Raw genomic sequence first — 21,422 nt, forward strand, 5'->3', positions numbered from 1 at the left:
CATATGAAAGATACAAAGACCGTTGCTCAACAAGAGGAACTAAGCAAAAATCTTAATGAGTTTTATTTAAACTCAAGTTTGATTGCTACCAAGAAAAAGGCAAGTGAAAAAAGAATAATGGAAAATCAAATGTTGAAAGCCACTGGAGGCAAGTCTATCGTTTTTTCAAATAGATGTCGATAGAAATATTTAATATAAACAACTAAAAACAGGTTGCATAATTCAAATTATGCAACCTGTTTTTTTTAAAACCCAGTTAGTGTAAACTTGTATATAGTTACCAAAATTACTCAAAACAACAGTTCTTACGCGTGTGATATTGTATTGGTAAGTGATGCGGGCAATAATGTCCCCTTCGATAAATTTTATAAAAACACCTTCACTTTGTTACTTCGTACTGTAGAAACATTTATGGTTCGCATCAAGAATTTTCAAATGATGCAAAATATGTATAGTCCCGGTAACAGAAGGGAGATCGCTTACCAGTCTTTAGGATGGGACTTGGAAAATTGCCTCACAGGATTTTATGATAATCTAAAAAGTGGAAATATATCATCTGAACTGAGCAAAGCACACAAATTAAATCACGAGTGGGTTGAAGAACCATATAAGTTTAAGTCGGAAATTTTATCGTACATTTCATCAAACTGCCAGTATGAGAAGATGTCGGCGAAATTCTTGCCCGATGATCGGCTTAAAGCTATACGGAAGATCGGAACAAATTTGACAACAATAAAAAAAACGTTGATTAAAGATATGATTGTTCATGCCGAAAATCTCACTGAATTACAGTTACGCTTATATTGCCCCTCGCTTTTTATAAAAGAAGCAGAATTGAACGGTCAGGGAACTTGAGTTTTACATTGTCTTAAAATCGACGATATTTTGGTGTTTCGGGTACGAATTGCGTTACCAAGGACTTTGCAGAACTCGTGCCCGAAAATTTTTAGGACAAATCACGACGAATTAATAACAGTCAGGTTACTGCTAATTGGCAGTTCCTATTTCATGATGTCGAAGCCTCGCAGAACCGTAACAAATGTTTTATAGCAGAGTTCTTTTCGAGCTTTTGAATTGTTGGTAATAAACACAACGGAAAGGCCGAGAGCTGGGGCACCGGCATGTGAAAACAGCTCAGCGTGTACCCGGTATCCAATTAGTGACAGTGTAAGTAACCGTATTTTCGGCAGAGCCGAACTTGCGATGGTGAGACAGTATAATGGCGTGAAGGTTTGGGCTGCCACTTGTTTACGTTACTTCTTAATATCGATTAACTGGTTTAAACTACATGCAATATCATCGCTGATTGTAAAGTTATAATCCGCAATAGAAATTTCTCCTCCATATTCATAACGATTGGATAAGATTTTTTTTAGTAAGTAAGGTGCTATTTCATACGACGCGAGTTCCTCTATTTGTCCTTTAACATCCCTTCTGTAAACTTTATTATATATCGTATCTGTGTTATTTCCGGCCTTTAAATAAACGCTATACATACTACCGGTTCTGTCGACAAATTGCACTTGATTTGATTGCGATAAAAAAACAAGTTTTATCGTCGTATCATTGTAGTTTTTACTTCCTCTGAAGTATAGCTTTAACGGGGAACTATTTTCATACACAACTCTATTTTCAAACCCATAATAATGCCCTAATGCATTATTGTATTCTTTTACAAATTGTTGCTCACATTCTTTTTTGCAACCGTTCAAAAGGATTGCAGTTGCCAACAGGCTGTTTAATATAGGTTTCATCTTTATTGATTTAAATGGTTTACAATGTGTTTGTATGTAAGCGCGGTAAAAGCTAATTAATTGATAAATACTCCTAACGGATTTGCTTTATCGACCCCAATCTTGAACAGGGTCCTTGTTCTTGCATCCGTCAACAGGTCACTAGCTTCCTTCGATCCTTCCGTTACCACCGGAACTAGTTTTATCACCACATTATGCCTGTTTATTTTAATTGGGGAATCCAAATAAAATATTTCTTCTAAAAGCGCAGAACTTTCTAAATCGAATACTTGGAATTTTAACCTGCAGTATGTGGCAACGCGCAATTGTCCAGGTAACGGCGAAGAGGCATTTATTTCAAAAGGCAAATTTGATTTAGGGTTGTTCATATTTATTTGGTTCGGATCCCAATAGTCTGAAAAAGTATATCTTCCCTCTAATTGATAAGTTTTTAGAACTGTCCTGATTGTATCAATTGCGAGTGGTTGATAGGATAATGATGAAATATTAATTCTTCGCGGAGCAGCTTGGGTAAACCAGGCCGTTATTGTTGGATCGAACGTTGGGGCATTATATTTTGAAAAATCAATATTACAGGAGTTTAGATTGTTCATACACCTCCTTGAATCACGATCAATTTGTTTCAATTTATTTCCAGTAACTTTTATAATAGAATCAAACCCCTGCTGTTCGGATTTATCAAAGAAACTTGAATATGTTTTTACATAATTAGCATCGTTCATGAACTGTCTAAGACTATCAATTCGTAGTGCAAATTCCTCTAAAGCAAAGCTTTGTTCTAAGAATGAGTCAAACATTCTTCTTTTGCTTATGAAAGAAAGGGTTTTAATGGGATTAGTAGTTATATCCGTTATGACGGGATGTCCCCCGTTTAATTTAACTTTGGCTGGAAAATCTTTTATATACTGAATTAATTTAGATGTCTCTAGATCAGGTAGTGTATCTTTAAATCCTGATCCGAATATTGTGACGTTCGTTTGTTTAAAGGTTTCCAAATTCCGCAGATCATGCTCTATACTTAAATCAATTGCTGCTTTCGAAAAGAGTGTTTTCACTTTCGCACTCAAAGCTTGCGTTGTTTTTCGCTTATCTTCAGAAGAAGAAGAATTGTATTCATAAAGAATATACATTGTCCCCCCAGTGCTCATACCGTAAGCGAATTCATTTCCAAAGCTTTCTTTAAATTGAGTCGTGTCGTCCTTTAATCTTTCTGCTTCATGCGTCAATTTATATTTCTGCGCATTTAAGATTAATGTTGGGTTAGTAACCTTCAAAGAAATAAGTAAATAAGTAGATAGCCGACTCATGGCTGTTTCGTTAAAGGCTTTATATTCAGACGAACCTGAAAAAGCCCCAATTTTAAGAGAGGCTTTAAAATCGATCCCAAGTTTGTTTCTAAAATCCGTGGTACTTTCAACCAAATTAAAGGATAAACTTATCTTCTGCCCATATTGGGTGCCATTGTATGGGAATGCTGTTATATATGGCGTTTCAATTAATACCGCGCTCATAAAATCGCCTGTGAGGGTATTGAACCCCTGACCAAACGCTAGTTTGTCTGTGGTTCCTCCGCCATTAGTAGTGTAATTTTGCAAACCTCTTATTCCACTATCTTTTAGGTTAACCGGATTTCCTCTAATGTACTTAATTGAAGGAGCATGTCTACATGAAAACAGAGCAATTACCAAAATCGTAGAAAATAGAAGCGTTCCAAAAAGGATTATTTTTTTTACAATTATCATAACTTATGTTTTTTCTAAATTTAGAACATAAATCATTATAGATGAGCGCGTTCTTCGGTCATTTGTATACATTATATTACCATGTTTTTATCGAATATCTATATGGAAGTATTTTCTTTTTTGCCAGCCTACTCTCTTTCGATTTTAGAGGTATGGGGAAAAAGAAAGCAAGTAAGCAATACCCGGAATAGTTAAAAAAAAACGGAATAAATAGAGGGGCCCTTGAGGAGAAAGGTTTTTATGCCGTAGTCTTTTGCTGTCCCCCCGCAAAAAAAGTTTGGCCGGGTATGAACTTAGCTCCCAATTAAGCCCGTTGGATAAGATATCAGGGAAAGATGGGATCGAAATGGATAGCCTGCAATCTTGAAGCATGCCCTTTCCCGAAACAAAGGTTTGAAAATTAAGTGGAGCGGGAGGGGAGCAAATGCCAAACTTTCGTATCTGCTGGGGGAAACGGCCAGGGTAAGCATCGAGGTCTGGCCATTTCGGATAGTGTGGGTGAATACGAAAATTTGGCTTTTGCTGTGGTGCCCGGCCTGGTGAAGATATGCAGCAGAGCGAAATAACTGAACCTGGCAAAGGGCACAGGAGGCATCCTTCAAAAGAAGATAAACCGGATCAGCCCGGCTGTGTTTGCGAGGCAAATAGGGGATGCTAAAAAGAAGGTTTCGGAAATACTGCTATTCGTCCATGCGATTAACTAACCACTGGCAAACATTTTTACCGGGGACATGAAATAGTAAATTATGATTCATCAGATTATTGGAGTATCATGATCGTTATCAACCTTAATAAAAATCATAGCAGCGTTTATTTCCCATGGTATTCCTCGCGTCACCACGATGGTCCTGAAATGTAGTTTCATAGCTCAGTGCGCCTTCCGTGGTGCCCGAGGTTTTGGTGTACGGAAGCTTGGAAGTTGTTGCATCATGGCTGGCACCGAAACGCACCTTATCATTGCTGCCACCGGTAAATACGTCGAATATAAAAGATATAACGAGGGCATCCTGCTGTTTGCCGTCACCGCGGTACCATACCCCCACGTTCACATTCCGGTGTTTGTACTGCATGCCTGCACTAAATGAAGTAATGCCTGCCTGGCGGTACAAGACCACCGAGGGGATAACCGAAGGGAGGTTGTCATCGTACCCATTGTCTATCTCGAACTTATAACTCATGTAGCCGTTAAATCGCATAGGTAGGATAGATGTAGCGCCCGTAAGCGTCTCGTTCGGTTTATTCAGGTGCTGGCCCGCCAGCCCGATCATGAAGTTCCCTTTAACCAGGTTTATGCCCGTGCCTGCATCAAAAAACATTTTATTATTGAACTCCACAGGGGATGCTCCTGATACTCCACCCGGGATGATGCCGCCGGAGTTCAGTTGGTCTAAAAAAACGAGTTTATCGGCATCTATCCGCCGGTTCGTAAAACCTGCCTGAAGCCCGAATGAAAGCGTGCTGTTGCCGAACTCCACACTGTAACTATAAATGCCGGACAGGTTCATTTTATTTAAATAGGCCGTGCCTTCGCTCGATTTGGAAAACATGAGCCCGATGCCGCCGTTTAACGCCGGCAGGTTCAGGTCAGCCGAGAAGGTATAATAATTGAGCGGTCCCGGCAAGCTCGACCATTGGTTGCGGTAGATCATGTTCAGCCGCAGGTCGCCTTCAAACTGGCCGTTAAGCGCCGGGTTAAGGTAATTGGGCGCATTATAAAATTGCGAATATATATGGTCCTGCGCCGCAGCTCCAAGGCTTACGCATACCGTTAGGATAGCGAAAATGAATAATCTTGTTTTCATAGGCCTATCGTATTAAATGTAGAATACCTGTTTGTGAAGGTTTGTCCCCCGTTTTATATTTCATACCATGCCACTCGGTGCCATCTAAAAAGCGTCCGGTTATTTGCCAAACGTATACACCTGTTGGTGCATTACGCCCCGCCATATCGCCCGCCCAGCCTTTCATGGGCGTACCTTTACTATCCAGCTCCGTGGTCTGGAACAATAGCTGCCCCCATTTATTGAATATTTTTAAGGAATAGCTCACGAGCCCCGCTGCCCTAACTGTAAAGGTTTGCAATTCGGATCTGGAACTGCCCGGTTCAAAGGCATTCGGCACATACAAGTATTGCTCCACAACAGCCACTTTCACCGTGCGTGTACGTGATGCCGTGCAACCGTCTGCATTGGTTACGGTAAGTTTCACCTGGTAAGTACCCGGGTCCTTATAAGTGTGGGCCGGGTCTTTATCAGTAGCGGTTTTGCCATCGCCGAACTCCCACAGATACTTCACAGCGCTGCCCGTTGTTTCATTTTTGAAATTGAAAGTGTAATTGGGTATCTGTACCACGCTATCGGGCAATGCCGCAAAATCTACCACGGGTGGCGCCGAAACCGTAATGTAATTCACAATTACGGTGGAGTCTGCACATCCGAACTCGCCATAGGCAACCAGTTTAACGGTATAGGGCGATTTGGTGTAAGTATACTGGTGTGTCGGGTTCTTGCTGGTAGAGAAGGTGCCGTCGCCAAAATCCCAAAGGTAAGTGCTTGCATTTACCGATGTGTTTTGAAACACCGGCGAAATACCGGTACAGCCTTTCAGTACACTCGCCACAAATGCAGCCTTTGGCGGCGCTGCAATATGCACCTCATGCGTTGCTGTATCGCGGCAGGTACCGTTAAAGGCAACCAGACTTAACCTGTAAACGCCCGGTATGCCATAGGTGTGGGCGGGAATGCGCCCCGTTTGTTCCGGGCTACCGTCGCCAAAGTTCCAGGTGTAGGTAGTAGCCCCGCTTGTGGCGTTGGTTACCCTGATATCCAGCCTGCCATTGCAACTTACCGAATCTGCAAGGCTAAACGCGGCCACCGGGCTTGGATAAGTAGAAACCGTTTTCGTGATGCTATCTGCCCGGCAGGCGTATATGTTGGTTGTCACCAGTTTTAAGCTATAGGTGGTATTGGGTTTGGTTAGGATAATGTTTGCAGGAACTCTATCCGTACTTACAAGTACATTATCTACATACCATTTAAAGCCATCGGAATAAGTGGATGTGTTGCTGATTACCGGGCGATAAGGCGCACAACTAATATTAGCACCCGCACTAAATGCAGCAACCGGTATGGGGTTAAAGCGCATCGTATGCTCAACCGTATCCGGGCAGCCAATAGTACTTGAGGCGATCAGTTTTACGCGGAACGTATAAGGCAGGATCACAGTGGAGGGCGTACTGAAATTATAGGTGAGGTCTTTTTGAGCCGATACATAAGTGTCGTTTACATACCATTTATAGTTTACCTGGTCGTTTCCGCCATAGGTGCTTTGGTTTTTAAACGCAACCGTAGCGCTGTTACCGCAAAGTACGGTATCTGCCGCAATAAACCGGGCAAGCGGTGTTTCGGTTACACGCACCACCTGGCTGGTAGAATCTACGCAGCCGCTTTGGTTGTAGGCACGCAGCGTGACCAAGTACAGGCCCGGCTTGGTAAACCTGTGCGATGCCGTATAGCCCGAAGCTGTGTTATCGCTGCTGCCGGCATCGCCGAAGGACCACGATACACCGCCCGAGGCATTTGCCGGTGTGCTGCTTACCGTTAAGCTGAACGGTGCACAATTCAGCGTTGCCGAATTGCTGTTGAATGTGGCTACCGGCAGCGGTAATATCGTCACGGCCCGGCTGGCCGTGCTGGCGCAGGTTGCACCATTGGCCGCATTTTGTACAGCGGTTAACTTTACCGTATAGGTGCCGGGTGTTTTATAAACGTGCTTGGGAGCAATGCCATTGGCGGCGCTGCCGTCGCCAAAATCCCACACATAGTCAAAAGAATCGCGTGCGGCCGTTGTATTGGTAAATGCAACCGAATCGCGCACGCAGTATTCTAATTTAACGGGATTAAAACTTACCGCAGGCTGGGCAATAACCGTAATGGTTTGCGTGGTGCTTTGGGTAGAGCAGCCGTTAGATGCCGTTAGTTTGACTACATAAGTACCGCTACGGGTAAAGGTGTGGAATACGGATTCGGGCGCGGAGGTAGTGGTTGCGGTGTTGCCATCGCCAAAATCATATTTAAAGGTATTGGCGCCGGTAGAGTTATTATCAAACTTTACTGCAAATGGCGCGCAACCGAATTTGTTATCACCGTTTACCACCAGGTTTGCTTTTACGCTGTTGGGGTACACCACTATTTTGTACGAAGAAGAATCTTTACCGCATTCGTTCTCTGCTACGAGGGTCATGGTTAGGGTATCAGTTTTATCGGTTATGTAAGTATAATCGATTGGGGAATTATCAGATTTGGCCACCTGTTGGCCGTTACCAAACTTCAGGATATAGGTATTCGGCAAACCGGTAGACTGGTTAGTGATATGCACGGTAAACGGCGAGCAGCCGATTGTTTTATCGGGCGTGAAAACTGCTCGCGCCCTGGCGCGCACCGTTACCGAATCTGTATATACCGTGCTGCTGCAATCGGTAGCCGCAGTAAGGGTAATGTGGTAAGTGGTATCCCTGCCAAACGGGTTAGGCTGAAAGGTAATTACGCCCGGTTGTACCAACGAAGATGTTTGCCCGTCGCCGAAGTCCCAACGATAAGTAGCGCCATTTAATGGTGCCGAGGTATTGGTGAAGCGTACAGGAAGCGGCCCGCAGTCTTTCACCTTGTCTTTGGTAAAGGCCGCAACAACGCTCTTTGTGGTAGAGAAGGTTAGGGAAACGCTATTGGTATCGCAGCCGAATTTGCTGATCGCTAACAACCTGATGGTAACACTGCCCCCGTCGGTATTGAGGATGTAACCCGGAAAGTTTGCCCCTGTACCGATAGGCGTACCATTAGCGAACCACTGGTATTGGCCGTTAGCCTCTTCATGCGGAACAGATGTGATGACCGTATTTAGGTCAAAAGGTACGCAACCTTTTAGCTTGGAGGCATTAAACTCAGCTTTGGCATTAGGGTTAACCGTAATGGTGATAGGCGCACTGATGTTTTGCTGGTTGCCGGAACACATGGCGGAAGTAACCATACGGCGGTAATAGGTGGTAACCAACAGTGGCTGCGGCTGGTAATTGGGCTGCGTGGCCTGACCGATATTTACCCAGTTAGTATTATCGGCACTTTGTTGCCATTGGTAGGTATAGGTACCATCCCCACCGGTAGGGCTGCTGCCAGAAAGTACCGGTACGGGTTTATTTATACAAACCTGCTGGCTGGCGCTAATAGTATTGTTGCCTATAGCGGGTAAAACTACCACGCTTGCAGATGCGCTTGCCAGGCTGCAGCTACCGGCAAATACAATACGGCGGTAATATAACGAGCCGGCGGGCGTAACCGTCAGGTTTTGCTGGCTTTGGCCGGGTATGCTTTGCCAGTTGGTTTGGTTGCTGCTGCTTTCCCAGGCAAAGGTGTACGGTGCGGTGCCTCCCGTTGGCGTATTGCCCGTTATGGTAAGGGTTTGCCCGGCGCAAATGGTAGTTGTGGCGGGGCTAACTTGGTTGTCTATAGGTAACAGGTTGTCGAGAGTAACATCCGAAGAGGTAAAGCCGCAACTGCTGCTGGCAATGGTCCAGGTAAGCTTGTAGGTACGGCCGGGAACCAGCCCACTTACGGTAGCATTGTAAGTGTTGGCATTGGGGCTAAAAGTTAAGTTGCTAACTTGTCCTGCAGCGTCCGTCCAGGTGCCGGTGAAGCCGGCGCCCGGGTTATTGGCTGCCAATATAGTTTGCGTTTGTGCGCATAAGGTTTGCGTGCTGCCCGCGTTGGCTGCCGGCGCGGTGGAGTTAAGCGTAACAGTAATTACATTACTAATAAACTCGCATTGCTGATAGCTTTTCACTTTGCGGCGATAGTAAACTGTTGCCGATGGCGATACCGTAAGCCCGGGTTGGGTTGCGCCGCTAATGGTTTGCCAGCCGGTACTGCCATTTGCCGAGCTTTCCCATTCGTAAGTATAACTGGCGGCCACCACGCCGGTAATATCCCCGCCTGTTAATTGTGCGGTGCTGAGGGCGGCAGATTGCCCCGGGCAAATAAATGGAGCATCAACTTTTATGGTATTGGTGATGTCGTTCAATACATCAATAATTACGGGCGACGTGCTCGGCGTACAACTGCCGTTGCTTATGGCCCAGCTAAACTGGTAACGGGTGCCTTTAACGAGGTTGCTCAGGGTCGCGTTGGGTGCACTTGCCGACGAGAATGTTGCTGCCGCGCCCGCGGTTTGCGACCAGGCACCCGTACCGCTTACCGGCGCGTTGCCCTGTAACTGGTACCCTGTACCACAGGTTTTCGCGTTTGGCCCTGCCTGTGCCGTAGTAGGCGCGGCATATACGGTAACCGTATATGAAACAGGCGTGCCGCTGCAAATCATGCCCTGGTAATTGTACTCGGGCGTAACGGTTATAGTTGCAATGCGGTCTGCCGTTCCGGTATTTGTGGCCGTGAAAGAAGGTACCTGGCTACCGCTGCCGTTGCTTATTCCTATAGGCGCATTCGAGTTCCAGCTGTAGCTTACAGAACTACCGGCGAAGGCGGCGGCATCATGTACCGGGATAACCGCCGGGTTAAGGCTCCCCGTACAAACCGTTTGGCCGGGCAATGAGGCTAAGGTGATGGTAGGCAGTATTGTTATTTTGAAAACGAGTGGTGTGCCGGGGCAGCTTTCGCCGCCCGACGTGTATATCGGCGTAACGGTTATATTAGCTGTTATTGGTGTTTTGCCTGTATTGGCGGTAACAAACGAAGGAATGTTCCCCGCGCCGGATGACGCCAGCCCGATAGCAGTATTATCATTAACCCAATTAAACGAGGTATTAGCCGTTGGTGCGCTAAAGGCAATACTCCCCGATGGTGAGGCATTACAAAGTACCTTATCGGAAACAGGGTTTACAACAGGCTTGGGATTAACGGTAACCGTAACCACATTGGAGGTAGCATTACAGGTGCCGCCAAAAGTTACCCTGCGGAAATAGGTTGTTGCAGTTAAGGCTGCGGGTTGGTAGTCGATTGCGGTGGCGCCGTTTATAAGGTTAAAAGTACTGCCGTTGGCGGAACTTTCCCACTGAAAAGTAAAACTGCCTGACGCGCCGGCAGGGTCTTGCCCCTTCAATAACGCCGGAACAGCGTCCCGGCAAATGGTTTGATCGGTACTGATATTGAAATTGGTAAGCGAACCTTGAACGGTTATCGTTACCGCATTAGAGGTATTGCTGCAATTACCGCTGGTAATAATTCGCCGGAAAAGGGTGGTGGCCGTCATGTTGCCCGGGTTGTACGATGCTGAAGTAGCGCCGGTAACGTTTGCCCAGCTTGTACCATCGGCAGATGATTGCCATTGGTAGGCATAGGTACCGCTCCCGCCGCCCGGTGCGCCCGATGATGTCAACGCAGCGGCACTTGTATTAGCGCATAAAGATTGGTTGCTGCTAATGGTATTGTTAGTAATTGCAGGGTATACATTTACCGTGATCGCAGTAGCGGGGCTTGGGCAACCACCAGCATTGCTTTGGGTAACATAGTATTTTACTGATACGGCGGCAGATGTAGCCGGCGTAGGGGCCGTAGTGCTGCCGCCTGTTAACGTTGCGTTGTTGTACCAGGTGAGGGTGTTGCCGGCAGATGCGGTTGCTGTGAGTTGCACCGGTGTATCATTTATACAGTAATTAATTAGGGCATCGGCTAGCGGTGCCGCAGGGATAGGATAAACCGTAATTTTAAAAGTAGCAGGTTGACCCGGGCAGCTGCCGTTGGTTGGTGTAACTGTTATAGTTGCTGCAATGGGGGAGGTGGAAGTGTTTCTGGCAATGAAGCTGCCGATATTGCCTGTGCCGGAGGCAGGCAGGCCTATGGCAATGTTGCTGTTCGTCCACCTAAAAGTTGTACCCGGAGAACTGGTGAAATTAAGCGGGCCGCTATTCGCACCCACGCAAACTTGCTGGTCGGCGGGAGCGGTCACGGTTGGGGTTTCGTTTACCGTAACTGTTTGTGTTTTGGTAGTTGTACCACACTCGTTGGTAACAGCAAGGGTAATGGTATAAGTACCCGGCGCGTTATAAGTAACTATACCCGGGTTTAGTGACGAAGAGGTAGTTACCGAAGCGCCTGGCATTGTCCAGGCGTAAGTGGCTGTTACAGTGGAATGGCAATTAGATACCGTGGCAAAAGGTGTATAAGCCGCAGCCTGGCAAACCGATTGCGCTGATGTGAGGGTAACGATCGGTTTATCTTTTACCGTTACCGTTTTCGTTATGAAATTCGAGCATACACCGCCGGGCGATGTGGTAGTGAGCCTGATCGTATACCTACCGGGATTAATAAAGTTAAACTCTGGGTTTGTTGAATTTTTGTTGGTGCCGTTCGCAAATGCGAAGTTGGATGTGCTACCCGTGCAGCCGTTGTTGTTATAAGTTACCTCCCACAAGTAAGTATTATTTCCACAAAAGGGCAACAGGGAGGAATTTGTTGCCTTAACAGCCATAGGTGCACAGCCGGTTGAATTATCAAGGTTGAATGCAGCAACCGGTGTTGGGTTCACGCAAACTGTTTTGGTAATAGAATCCAGTCCGCAATTAGGATTACCGGCTTTTAATTTAATGGTATAGGTACCTGCTTTTTTGTAGGATAACCTGATCGCATCATCTCCTGACGTCCACAAGGATGGATCGCTCGACCCTTCATCTGTTCCAACGTCTCCACTTACCGTATAGTCATTGTTGGAAGGACTAACTCGCCATACAAATTTATTTAATGTGCTTTGCCCGGTCGTCGAGATATAGTAATTTAAAGCATTGGCATTGCTGAAGGTTTGGCTGGTGCCTATACAAACGGTGTCACTCGGAGTAACATTTATTTTTGCTTTAGGTTTATCGGATACATATATAGGAACCACGGAGGCAGAGGTACTGCCGCAGGGATTTTCCGCGTCGATAGACGCCGAAAAAGCGTTTAGGTAGTCTTTTGTGCCATTGGTGCCTATTTTGCCATTTGAACTGATATTGAAAGTATGGGATATGGTATCGGGTGCAGTATCATAAACTTTCACAAACCCGTCACTATAAGTTACGGTATAAGTCGTTCCGGGAGGGTTAGTGCCGCCTGCCACCTGGAATGTTAAAGTACTACCAGTACAAATAGAGTTGTTTCCTGTAGTACCCATGGATATGGCCGGCGTCCCACCAACGAAAGCATGGTAGGTTTCAGTACTCGAACAACCATCCCCTCCTGTAACCGTGTAATTTATCATATAAACACCCACGGGGTATACATGAGATATACTGCTTGCGAAAGTATTCCCATCGAAATTCGGGCTGCCGTCTCCCCAGGAAATCGTATAGTGCGTATTGGTAGCTTTAGTCGTTGATTGATTGACGAAATTAAAAGTTGCCGATGCCGTAACGCATTGCGTAAAATATTTTGAGCCATGATATAAAGTTGAGCCCGTGCCGCCAAGTTCTGTACTGGGTATTTGCTTAACGGTTACAACTGCGTTCGTTGCCGCAGTACACCCCGAATTATTTTTTACAATTAATGTTACGTTAAATGATTGTGTTCCATTGCCCGGGTCTCCAATGAACGTATGCGAGGGATTAGCAGATGTCGAAGTGTTATTGCTGCCCGAATTCGGGTCACCAAAATTCCATGAATAGGTAAGCCCGTCACCACTTGAAGTACTGGTGAAAGTCATCGGCACGTTACTGCAAAGGTTGTTAGCAGAATGCGTAAAGCCCGCGACAGGTACCGGCAATACATTAATTGTGATAGCAGGATAAGTTTCAGAAACGTTATTTGTGATGACAGTTAGCCCGTAATTACCGGTCGCATTCACTGTTAATGTTGATCCGGTACCTTCAGGAGCAGCAATCGGGCTGTTGTCCTTAGTCCACTGGTAGGCCGAACCACCGGGTGGCGTTGGGTTGGTACTGAGAATGAGTGAACCGCCCTGGCAAATTGTCGTTCCGCCCGTGGAAGTTACGATTGCGCCTGCAAAGGTTGACGAAAGATCTTTTAATCCCCGAAAATAAATTTCAAAGCGAATATCCGGCGTAGCCTTGCCCGGAAGCTTATACGGCCCGAATGCCATGGCACTGCCAACCCCGGATAAAAACCCAAAACAAATAATATAAAGAAAAGCAAAGTGCTTGAGTATAGTTTTCACCATTCAATAAAGTTTAGGATTTCAGCAACCGAACCGGACCAACCGGATCAGTCTTCTAATATTGCGAAAAATATCGGAATTATCCGAAACCCATGAAAAATTAAGCCCTCTTGAATATTAAAATACTTACGTTTTATGAATTTACGGTTATATGGATCATGTCAGTAATATCAAAAAGATGATATTTTTGGGGTGGCCCCATATTAATGAATTCAATAAGTTGATAATAATTACGCTGCGGAGGCGATTAAGTGGCAGCTAATCCTATTTTCTTTTCAGCGGATCTCCAGAATTCCTTTTTCGCTTTTATTGATGCTGCATCCGAACAGACAGGCTTTTTTGACAAGCCAGATCCGCTATGGGCCTTTGGGTATGGCCTTTCGTATACAAACTTCAAATACCGGTCTTGCACGCTCACCGACTCGGTTGTCGCGGCCGATGGTACCATACAAGTAGAGGTTGAGGTAGAGAATACCGGCGCACGCGACGGTAAGGAGCTTGTGCAGCTTTATATTCGCGATAAGGTGAGTTCTGTTGCTACACCGGTAATGCAGTTGAAAGCATTTAAAAAAGAACTGATAAAGGCCGGCAAAACGGCCAGGATAAAACTTGAAGTGCCGGTAGCCGAACTGGGTTTATATAACGATAAGATGCAGTATGTAGTGGAGCCCGGCGAATTTGATATACAGGTGGGCAGCTCCTGTGATAATATTGCCTTCCACAAAACCTTGTTAGTAAAGTAAACCTGTTTATTCTCATCTTTTCACGATCCGGCCGAAGTATTTTGGCCGGATCGTTTGGTTTTAAGTAAACCTGTTTAGCCAGTTATTGCTAATATTAGGGTGTGATAACAGAGGGGTTTGTAATGTGCATTAAGTATTGATTTACAGTAGATAACGTGGTTTGTATTGAGGGCGGTAGGTTTTTAGGCCTTCAATGTAGTTGCTAATTTGCGCTATTTCGGATAGCTGGCCGTAGATATACGGTATTTCGTAAGTATTTGATAATTACTTAATTAATTGGTAATTAGATTGTTATGGCTTTGGTATGGTTTTGCGATAGATAGGTTACTAAACAAAACTATCATGGCAGCAACTAACAAACATGGGCGGCAAGGCAACGGTCTTATCCGGAGGGTGACAGAACTTCATCAACTCGGCTATGGGTTCGATTTTTCCCTCAACATCAACAAGCAAATTCTGTGTGTGCAAAATGGCTTAGCTTTTATTCAGGAAGCGTTATCAATTAAGCTTATAGATCAGGTTTACGACAGCTCTTCCCGGCAGTTTAAATATATACATACGGTTGAAACCGATACAGGACAGAAAGGGATATTACTGCTGAATCATATTCTATTCGGGCAAATCATTAATTGAGCCGGCATAAAGTGTCGGCCGTTAATTCGATCATCATTACCATTCTTTAAGCCTCCTCACATGGACATAACTCGATTATTACCGATCACCGTAGCGGTGCTTGTAGCGGCTTGTTTACCCAGCAAGCTTAACGCGCAAAATTTAGTAGATATTTATGGCATTGTGCAGGATGCTCGTTCGCAGGCGGCTTTGGCTGGTGTCAGAGTAACCGTGGCCGATACGATGATTGACACTGTTACTAATGAACAAGGCAAGTTTCATTTAACGGGAAATTTCGAAGGCATTCTTCTTGTTATAGATAATGAAGGTTACAAAACACAGCTTCGTAATTTCAGGGTAGGTAAAACCTATTTTTATCCGATTTACTTAAAGCCCTTAGGTAGGCGGCAAAATACCAGTGATACTAATAATATCACTAAGGTTGCTACACGATAGATAAGAAGCGTGATTTAAAGCATTAGAAGTAGAGGCCATAGCACTTTTGGAAAAGCGATAAGCATTGTTAGATGAGGAGCGGGAGGGATTTTAATCGTTTTTGATAATGGTTGTAATACAGTATGTGCCAACTTGCAAAGCATGTACATTAAAGTATCTGTTACAAATAAAATAGAACTGCTTACAAAATTTTAAAATTAAGGGAGAGTGTGAAAATCATTGTTTTGTTTGCTTTCCTTATATTTCAAGACCTGTATATGAGCAGCTGGGCTAAAGCTTAATTTTACTAATGCAGATAGAATTTGTACCCTATTTCTTTCTGCAAGCAAATGATATAACGAATAATTCTACAGTTGACAGATATCTAAAGTACTCGTACCTTGCTGTAAAACTTTATCATTTAAATGAAAACTGTAATCTACACGGCAGCTAGCCCTTCAAACGAAAGGGCCCCTTATGCCTAAGATATTAGCTATTCACGGAATCGGTCAGCAGTTCAAAGTAGATGTGGTCCTATATGGCGAGTGGTGGCTATTATTATCAAGAGGTTGCATCTAGCGGATAGGCAATTGACTCCTCTGGATCTTACCTGCGCATTTTATGGCGACACATCCCGGCCAGGCGGGGATATAGGTTCTTATAGCGTCCATAGTTTGACATCTTTGACTGAAGAAGAGTAAGTGCTACTTAATTTGCTTTGGCCGGACGCTGTCCAAATTGAGCCGGATTGAGTTCCTTTGCTTACAACTTATGTTGAGGACTTTGCAGTAACCCCAAAGTTCATTCAGAGAGCATTAAGTGCGCTATCCTAAGGCAAATTTTTCGCTAACATCTCGCAAAATGCCATGCAGGGGGGACCCGAAACAGGCCGTCGGCTATATAAACAAACATTGGCTACTGGAAACTATCGTTCAACGTGTTCTTGAAAAGCTAACCGGCAACGTTCAGGTCGTCATTGGTCATTTTGGGCTCATTGGCCACTTAGAAAGCTCTTTGTCGTAAAGAGCGCACGATTATTATGCTTTTATCACGCTTGGTTCACCGTTAGCGAACCGGAACCAAATTTTCGAATGGTTCCAACCAGCTCCGGCCGATGGCCTGAGTGTGTGGCCACCCGTTAAATGCTGGACGAATCTAGTTGATGAGGGTGATGTCGTTGCGCTATTGAAAAAATAAGCTGCTTGTTCTTGATTCTTTTTCGGCAAAGAAAAAATATATGGCGATATTCAAAGCAGAGTTTATGTCAAAAAGAACTGTCCTCATCCTATTTATTTTATTTCCTTCAACTTGCTTTAGCCAGTATTTATTGAGTGGAAAAATCTACAATTCTGTAACCAGGCAACCGTTACAGGATTGCAGCGTGTTTATTGAAAATACGACGACAGGAAGCCTGACGAATGTTGACGGTGCCTTTAGCCTCAAAATTATCAAGAATGGCACTTATAACCTGACAGTATCAATGCTTGGCTTTAGATCGTATAAACAGCCGGTGACCGTTAACGGTAATAACCTCACGATTACAGACATATATCTTCAGCCAGCTCTTCGTGAGCTCAAAGAGGTCATCGTTGGAGATGATTCTTTCCGACAGCAAAACCTGGAATGGTTTAAAAATGCTTTTATCGGCAATTCGCCCATCGCAGAAAAATGCAGGATCCTTAATCCTGATATTATCGATCTCAGGTATAACAAATCAAAAGGAATATTAAGCGGAAGTTCTTCTGATTTTATAGAAATAGAAAATCCCGAGCTGGGATATAAATTAAAATATTGGCTAAACGAGTTTAGCCTCGACCGGAATAGTGCAGGCCAGAGTCTTCACTACGACGGGTCCGCACTTTTCGAGGAGTTAACCGGCTCGGGGGAAGATGTAAAAAAATGGCAAAAACGCCGCCATCAAGTTTATGAAAACTCACCTTCCCGTTTTTTTCGTGCGTTGCTCCTTGAAAAAGTAAGCGAACATTATTTAGTGCGGCGAGTACGCGACGAAAAGAAAGATGGAGAAAGAAAAAGATCATTCCATCCGGGCCAACTTGATAAAAATGACTTGCTTCTCCCGACAAATGAAACCGGCATCTGGGCATTTGGTTGCGAAAAAGATACCTTACAAATTGACTATGACCCACGCGGCCGTTTTTATAAAAAAGAACTATATAACGAAAAAACAACTCTTCTTTATTTCAATTCGCCTTATGTCCTTCTGGATGGGAATGGTACGGTAGTTAACTCAAAAAGTATTTCATACAACGGCGCTTGGGGCCATAGCCGCATAGCTGAATTGTTGCCTATCAGCTACAGTGAGCCGGGCGAAGAAACATCCGGAGCAGGCTTGAGTGCACAGGCAGAAGGCCAGGCATCCTCCCCTGGTTTTGCGATGGCAAGCCGGATGCAAGCGCTGGCACTACACGCTGACAGTATTTACGCGTCCGCAGCTCCTGAAATTATTTACCTGCAACTCAATCAACCATATTATGCCCTAAATGATTCCGTCAGGTTTAAAGCATATGTATTAAACTACACTATCCTTCTTCCTACAGAGAATAGCGGCGTACTGCATATCAGTGCCTTTTCAGCGGATGGCAATATGATTAGGCAATATAATTTCAAGATGGAAAATGGCATGGCCCAAGGCAGTATCAGTTTGAATGAAAAAGAATACAACGCAGGAACGATTACGTTCAAAGCTTATACCAACTGGATGTTAAATTTCAATCCGGACCATTCTTTTATCAAAAATATCCTTATCAGCGATCCTGGCGAAAGTGCAATACTTGTACAGTCCTCGCTAAGCGGTGCTCCAAACGCGCAACGGCTAAAATTATATTTGGCGAATGTGAACAAAGAACCGCTGCGTTTATCGGCAATTAACATAGAGATACTGAAAGATAAAAGGCCTGCTTCATCACAAAAAAGAACTACGGGTGTGGATGGTGGTTTAGAATTGGAAATCCCGCAAGGAGAGTACAAAAAAATGGAAGTACGGTTGAAACAAAATGGAGCCCTTGCTGCAACACTGCCTTTTAAAATACAGGATTACAACGCAGCCGATATCCAGTTCTTACCGGAAGGGGGCAACGCTATTACCGGGCGTATTACAAGGATGGGGTTCAAAATTCTGGATCAAGATGGTTATGGTGTGGCTGCATCAGGTTATGTAACAATAGCTGACTTCCGTTCGGCCCGAAACGGTATGGGTAGTTTTGAGATCACTTACCTGGCTAATGAACGGTATGTTGCCCATCTTAAATTTCCTGATGGGGCGGTTGTCATAAGAGTACTTCCGGAAGTGAAAAATGACGGAACATCACTGTCGGTAAGAAATGAGTTTAATAAAGACTCGCTGACGATAATTGTGAGGGCCGGAATCGGTACCGGCGGTCAGTTTTTTTTAACCGGAAGCCTAAAGGCAAGGTATATTATGCGGCTCTGCTGACTTTAAAATCCGGAACACCGATCTCAAAAAACATTGCAAAGAACCGATTTCCGTCCGGGGTCACCAGCTTTGCTTTAGCTACGGCCGAAAACCAAACAATAAACGAGAGAATGGCCTTTATTGACCACAAGGATCGTTTAAATATCAGCATTGATGTAAAAAAATACAGATCTTCAGATAGCAGCAAAATTAACATAAGGGCAACAGATGAGTCGGGTAGGCCTGTAGCTGGCGTATTTTCTGTTGCTTTGAATAATAGTAGCCGGATAAAAACGGATTCCCTTGGGGAAAACCTTGTAACAAGATCGCTGCTCACTGCTGAACTTTCCGGCTATGTCGAAGATCCGGGGAGATATTTTTCAAGAGTAAACGAGGAGGTTTGGAAAGAGTTGGATGACCTCTTGATTACGCAGGGGTGGAGCTGTTACAAAGAGATACCGGAAGCTTTTAACCACCGGAAAGAAACGGGGTTAATGATCAGTGGTACCGTCCTCGACCAATCGAATAAACCAATCCCGGGGGCAAAAGTAACCCTATGGTCAAAAAGCCCTTCGATTTTAAGAGATACCATTAGCGACAATTTGGGGAGATTTGTATTTGAGGGTTTCCCTAAGATCGATACACCTGTTTTTATACTTAAAGCCACTGGCAACGAAGGGAAAAACCTCGAATTTCTTATCAAAATGGATGAGGATAAGCAATTGGGGCAGCCCCTCAGAGTTGGGCCGGAAAAATATCAACGCCCCTGGAATGTAAATCCGGATACCATTTTCGCTAAGTTCACGGGTACAAAGGCTGAGCAAATTGCTGCGGAGGAAATGGCAGCTACTACCCGGCAGCTAAAAGAGGTTAAAATATCATCTAAAAGGATCGTTCAGGGATCAAAAAATCTTAACGGCCCTGGTAATGCCGATATCGTTCTTAATGAAAAATCGCTTGAAAAAGAAAAACAAGGCGGATTATTTGACCTTTGGGTTGAAAAGCTCCAGATTGTTCCGGGAACTCAGGGTTACCAGATAGATGGCAGGGTGCCCATAATTTTCATTGATGGTATTGACCTTTTCAAGGTTATGCCATTTCAAGGTAATTCAATGAGCGAAATACTCCTTGATATAAAAGGCTATTTGAACTCATTCAGGGTGAAAGATATAAAAGGCATTGAATTAAGCACCAGTCTTCTCTACACCAGTACATACAGAAGCCGCTATCCCGAATACTTTGGCGTGCCTACAGGAAAACAATTCATTTTTCTTGACATTACTACCCGGTCAGGTGTTGGCCCCGGTGCCGTACATAAAGATGGTGTATTCGTATACAAGCCTGAACGGTTAACCTGGTACCGGAGCAGCTATAAGCCTCTGTACGTTCCTACAGGCGCCCATGCCACAGACCTGAGGACGACTGTAATGTGGTTGCCTGAAGTCATGACCGACAATAATGGCAACGCTTCATTTAATTTTAGCCATGATAAGGATTCCCGATACCAGCTTATCATCGAGGGCACAGATCTGGAAGGGCACCTGGGCTACTTGTCTGTTCCTGTCAACAACAACCTTAATAGGAAATCAGGAAAGGATTAACCTATCAGATCAACGCGATGATGCCGGCCCGCAGTGCTAAAAAATAATGTTGCGGGTATCCTCAATTAAAAGGCTATAACTTTAAAGAAATACAATAGCGAATTTCACAAAATGCAGTGTGACCAAAAGGCCCTTCAAAAATGAGATTTCCATTATTCAGGCAGCAGGAGCAGATGGATTGCGGCCCAACCTGCCTGCAAATGATCTGCAAATACTACGGCAGGTTTTACGAGCTTGAATATCTCAGGAAGCTTTGCGGTATCAATCGTGATGGCGTTTCGTTACTTGGTGTTAGCGATGCTGCAGATAAACTTGGTTTCCGGTCGTTAGAGGGGCAGGTAAGTTTAACCGATGTGAAGAACGCAGATCTTCCGTGCCTTTTAAAGTTGCGCTGTTTGTACCTGGAGCCCAAAAGCTACCGAAACAGAACACCTTTGACGATGATTTGAAGCTTTTGATACATCTTGCGGAGGATGATTTCAAGACGATCTGATGTGAAAATAAAGCGGCGTAAGGTATTGCGCCGCTTTATTTTTTGAGTGTTTATTCGTATGAATTGTCATGACGGAATCGATGCTGTTTAATCTTGCCTAGACAATGTTTTTCTTCAACACGCTATTCAATGCTTGGTCGTTCTAATAGATCCTCCACGCCTTTGGTAAGTTCGCTTCTTTAGGAAACTAGGCTTAACGAATCCTATTGTATATGCTTATTTTCGTTGGGTTAAACAATTTCGCTGATTGCTTCACCAATTGGTGTTTCCTGCCGAATGTTTAGCGGGTTGCGTCCAATTTCGGCAGCAATATTTTATAAGATGAGAGAATATTTGACCGCGGAGCGATATACACAAGAAAGGGGTATCAACTCGCAAAAATGATTTTATCAACGTTAATAGATTAAGCTCAAGTCTGATATGACACATTCCATAAACCTATCACTCCGTAAACAAC

The 21,422-nt window shown here is 44.4% G+C and carries 12 protein-coding genes; 8 read left to right on the top strand and 4 right to left on the bottom strand.

Going from position 1 to position 21,422, the window contains the following annotated elements; genetic code table 11:
• The first annotated feature begins 3 nt into the window (after window positions 1–3).
• Together BC343_RS09810 and BC343_RS09815 are read left to right on the top strand one after the other, a co-directional pair.
• Window positions 4–183 carry a hypothetical protein gene (locus BC343_RS09810; protein WP_078347608.1) on the top strand — a complete coding sequence of 60 codons (180 nt, stop codon included), beginning with the start codon at window positions 4–6 and terminating at the stop codon, window positions 181–183.
• Between the two features lie 84 nt (window positions 184–267).
• Window positions 268–855 carry a hypothetical protein gene (locus tag BC343_RS09815; RefSeq protein ID WP_078347609.1) on the top strand — a complete coding sequence of 196 codons (588 nt, stop codon included), beginning with the start codon at window positions 268–270 and terminating at the stop codon, window positions 853–855.
• A gap of 398 nt (window positions 856–1,253) precedes the next feature.
• Here BC343_RS09815 and BC343_RS09820 read toward each other — a convergent pair whose 3' ends face one another.
• From BC343_RS09820 to BC343_RS09835, 4 genes are all read right to left on the bottom strand, one after another.
• Window positions 1,254–1,754 carry a hypothetical protein gene (locus BC343_RS09820; protein WP_078347610.1) on the bottom strand — a complete coding sequence of 167 codons (501 nt, stop codon included), beginning with the start codon at window positions 1,752–1,754 and terminating at the stop codon, window positions 1,254–1,256.
• A gap of 56 nt (window positions 1,755–1,810) precedes the next feature.
• Window positions 1,811–3,496: a membrane-attack complex/perforin family protein gene (locus BC343_RS09825; RefSeq protein ID WP_078347611.1), complete on the bottom strand. Its 1,686-nt coding sequence runs from the start codon at window positions 3,494–3,496 to the stop codon at window positions 1,811–1,813.
• A gap of 788 nt (window positions 3,497–4,284) precedes the next feature.
• Window positions 4,285–5,298: a PorP/SprF family type IX secretion system membrane protein gene (locus BC343_RS09830; RefSeq protein WP_078347612.1), complete on the bottom strand. Its 1,014-nt coding sequence runs from the start codon at window positions 5,296–5,298 to the stop codon at window positions 4,285–4,287.
• Window positions 5,299–5,302: 4 nt separating this feature from the next.
• Window positions 5,303–13,573 (bottom strand): PKD domain-containing protein, encoded by an 8,271-nt coding sequence (locus tag BC343_RS09835; RefSeq protein WP_162276847.1) that lies wholly within the window; start codon window positions 13,571–13,573, stop codon window positions 5,303–5,305.
• A gap of 326 nt (window positions 13,574–13,899) precedes the next feature.
• Between BC343_RS09835 and BC343_RS09840 the strand changes: the two genes are divergently transcribed.
• From BC343_RS09840 to BC343_RS09865, 6 genes are all read left to right on the top strand, one after another.
• Window positions 13,900–14,391, top strand: coding sequence for a fibronectin type III-like domain-contianing protein (locus BC343_RS09840; protein ID WP_078347614.1), 492 nt, complete (start codon window positions 13,900–13,902; stop codon window positions 14,389–14,391).
• 342 nt (window positions 14,392–14,733) lie between these two features.
• Complete coding sequence (locus BC343_RS09845; RefSeq protein ID WP_078347615.1) at window positions 14,734–15,024, top strand: hypothetical protein; 291 nt, start codon at window positions 14,734–14,736, stop codon at window positions 15,022–15,024.
• A 60-nt stretch (window positions 15,025–15,084) separates the two neighbouring features.
• Complete coding sequence (locus BC343_RS09850) at window positions 15,085–15,459, top strand: carboxypeptidase-like regulatory domain-containing protein (RefSeq protein ID WP_078347616.1); 375 nt, start codon at window positions 15,085–15,087, stop codon at window positions 15,457–15,459.
• Window positions 15,460–16,675: 1,216 nt separating this feature from the next.
• The gene (locus BC343_RS09855; protein WP_078347617.1) at window positions 16,676–18,892 is read left to right on the top strand and encodes a carboxypeptidase-like regulatory domain-containing protein; all 2,217 of its coding nucleotides are present in this window, start codon (window positions 16,676–16,678) and stop codon (window positions 18,890–18,892) included.
• Between the two features lie 110 nt (window positions 18,893–19,002).
• Entirely contained in the window at window positions 19,003–20,472 is a 1,470-nt protein-coding gene (locus BC343_RS09860) for a carboxypeptidase-like regulatory domain-containing protein (protein ID WP_078347618.1), read from the top strand.
• 140 nt (window positions 20,473–20,612) lie between these two features.
• Window positions 20,613–20,921 carry a cysteine peptidase family C39 domain-containing protein gene (locus tag BC343_RS09865; protein WP_078347619.1) on the top strand — a complete coding sequence of 103 codons (309 nt, stop codon included), beginning with the start codon at window positions 20,613–20,615 and terminating at the stop codon, window positions 20,919–20,921.
• The last annotated feature ends 501 nt before the right edge of the window (window positions 20,922–21,422 follow it).

The organism is Mucilaginibacter pedocola, from assembly GCF_002013915.1.
Lineage (GTDB): Bacteria > Bacteroidota > Bacteroidia > Sphingobacteriales > Sphingobacteriaceae > Mucilaginibacter > Mucilaginibacter pedocola.

Excerpts from the sequence above, each read along its gene's own strand:
- BC343_RS09865 (WP_078347619.1), top strand. The coding sequence starts at position 20,613 with ATGAGATTTCCATTATTCAGGCAGCAGGAGCAGATGGATTGCGGCCCA.
- BC343_RS09830 (WP_078347612.1), bottom strand. The coding sequence starts at position 5,298 with ATGAAAACAAGATTATTCATTTTCGCTATCCTAACGGTATGCGTAAGC.
- BC343_RS09845 (WP_078347615.1), top strand. The coding sequence starts at position 14,734 with ATGGCAGCAACTAACAAACATGGGCGGCAAGGCAACGGTCTTATCCGG.
- BC343_RS09850 (WP_078347616.1), top strand. The coding sequence starts at position 15,085 with ATGGACATAACTCGATTATTACCGATCACCGTAGCGGTGCTTGTAGCG.
- BC343_RS09855 (WP_078347617.1), top strand. The coding sequence starts at position 16,676 with ATGGCGATATTCAAAGCAGAGTTTATGTCAAAAAGAACTGTCCTCATC.
- BC343_RS09860 (WP_078347618.1), top strand. The coding sequence starts at position 19,003 with ATGGCCTTTATTGACCACAAGGATCGTTTAAATATCAGCATTGATGTA.
- BC343_RS09835 (WP_162276847.1), bottom strand. The coding sequence starts at position 13,573 with ATGGCATTCGGGCCGTATAAGCTTCCGGGCAAGGCTACGCCGGATATT.
- BC343_RS09810 (WP_078347608.1), top strand. The coding sequence starts at position 4 with ATGAAAGATACAAAGACCGTTGCTCAACAAGAGGAACTAAGCAAAAAT.
- BC343_RS09820 (WP_078347610.1), bottom strand. The coding sequence starts at position 1,754 with ATGAAACCTATATTAAACAGCCTGTTGGCAACTGCAATCCTTTTGAAC.
- BC343_RS09825 (WP_078347611.1), bottom strand. The coding sequence starts at position 3,496 with ATGATAATTGTAAAAAAAATAATCCTTTTTGGAACGCTTCTATTTTCT.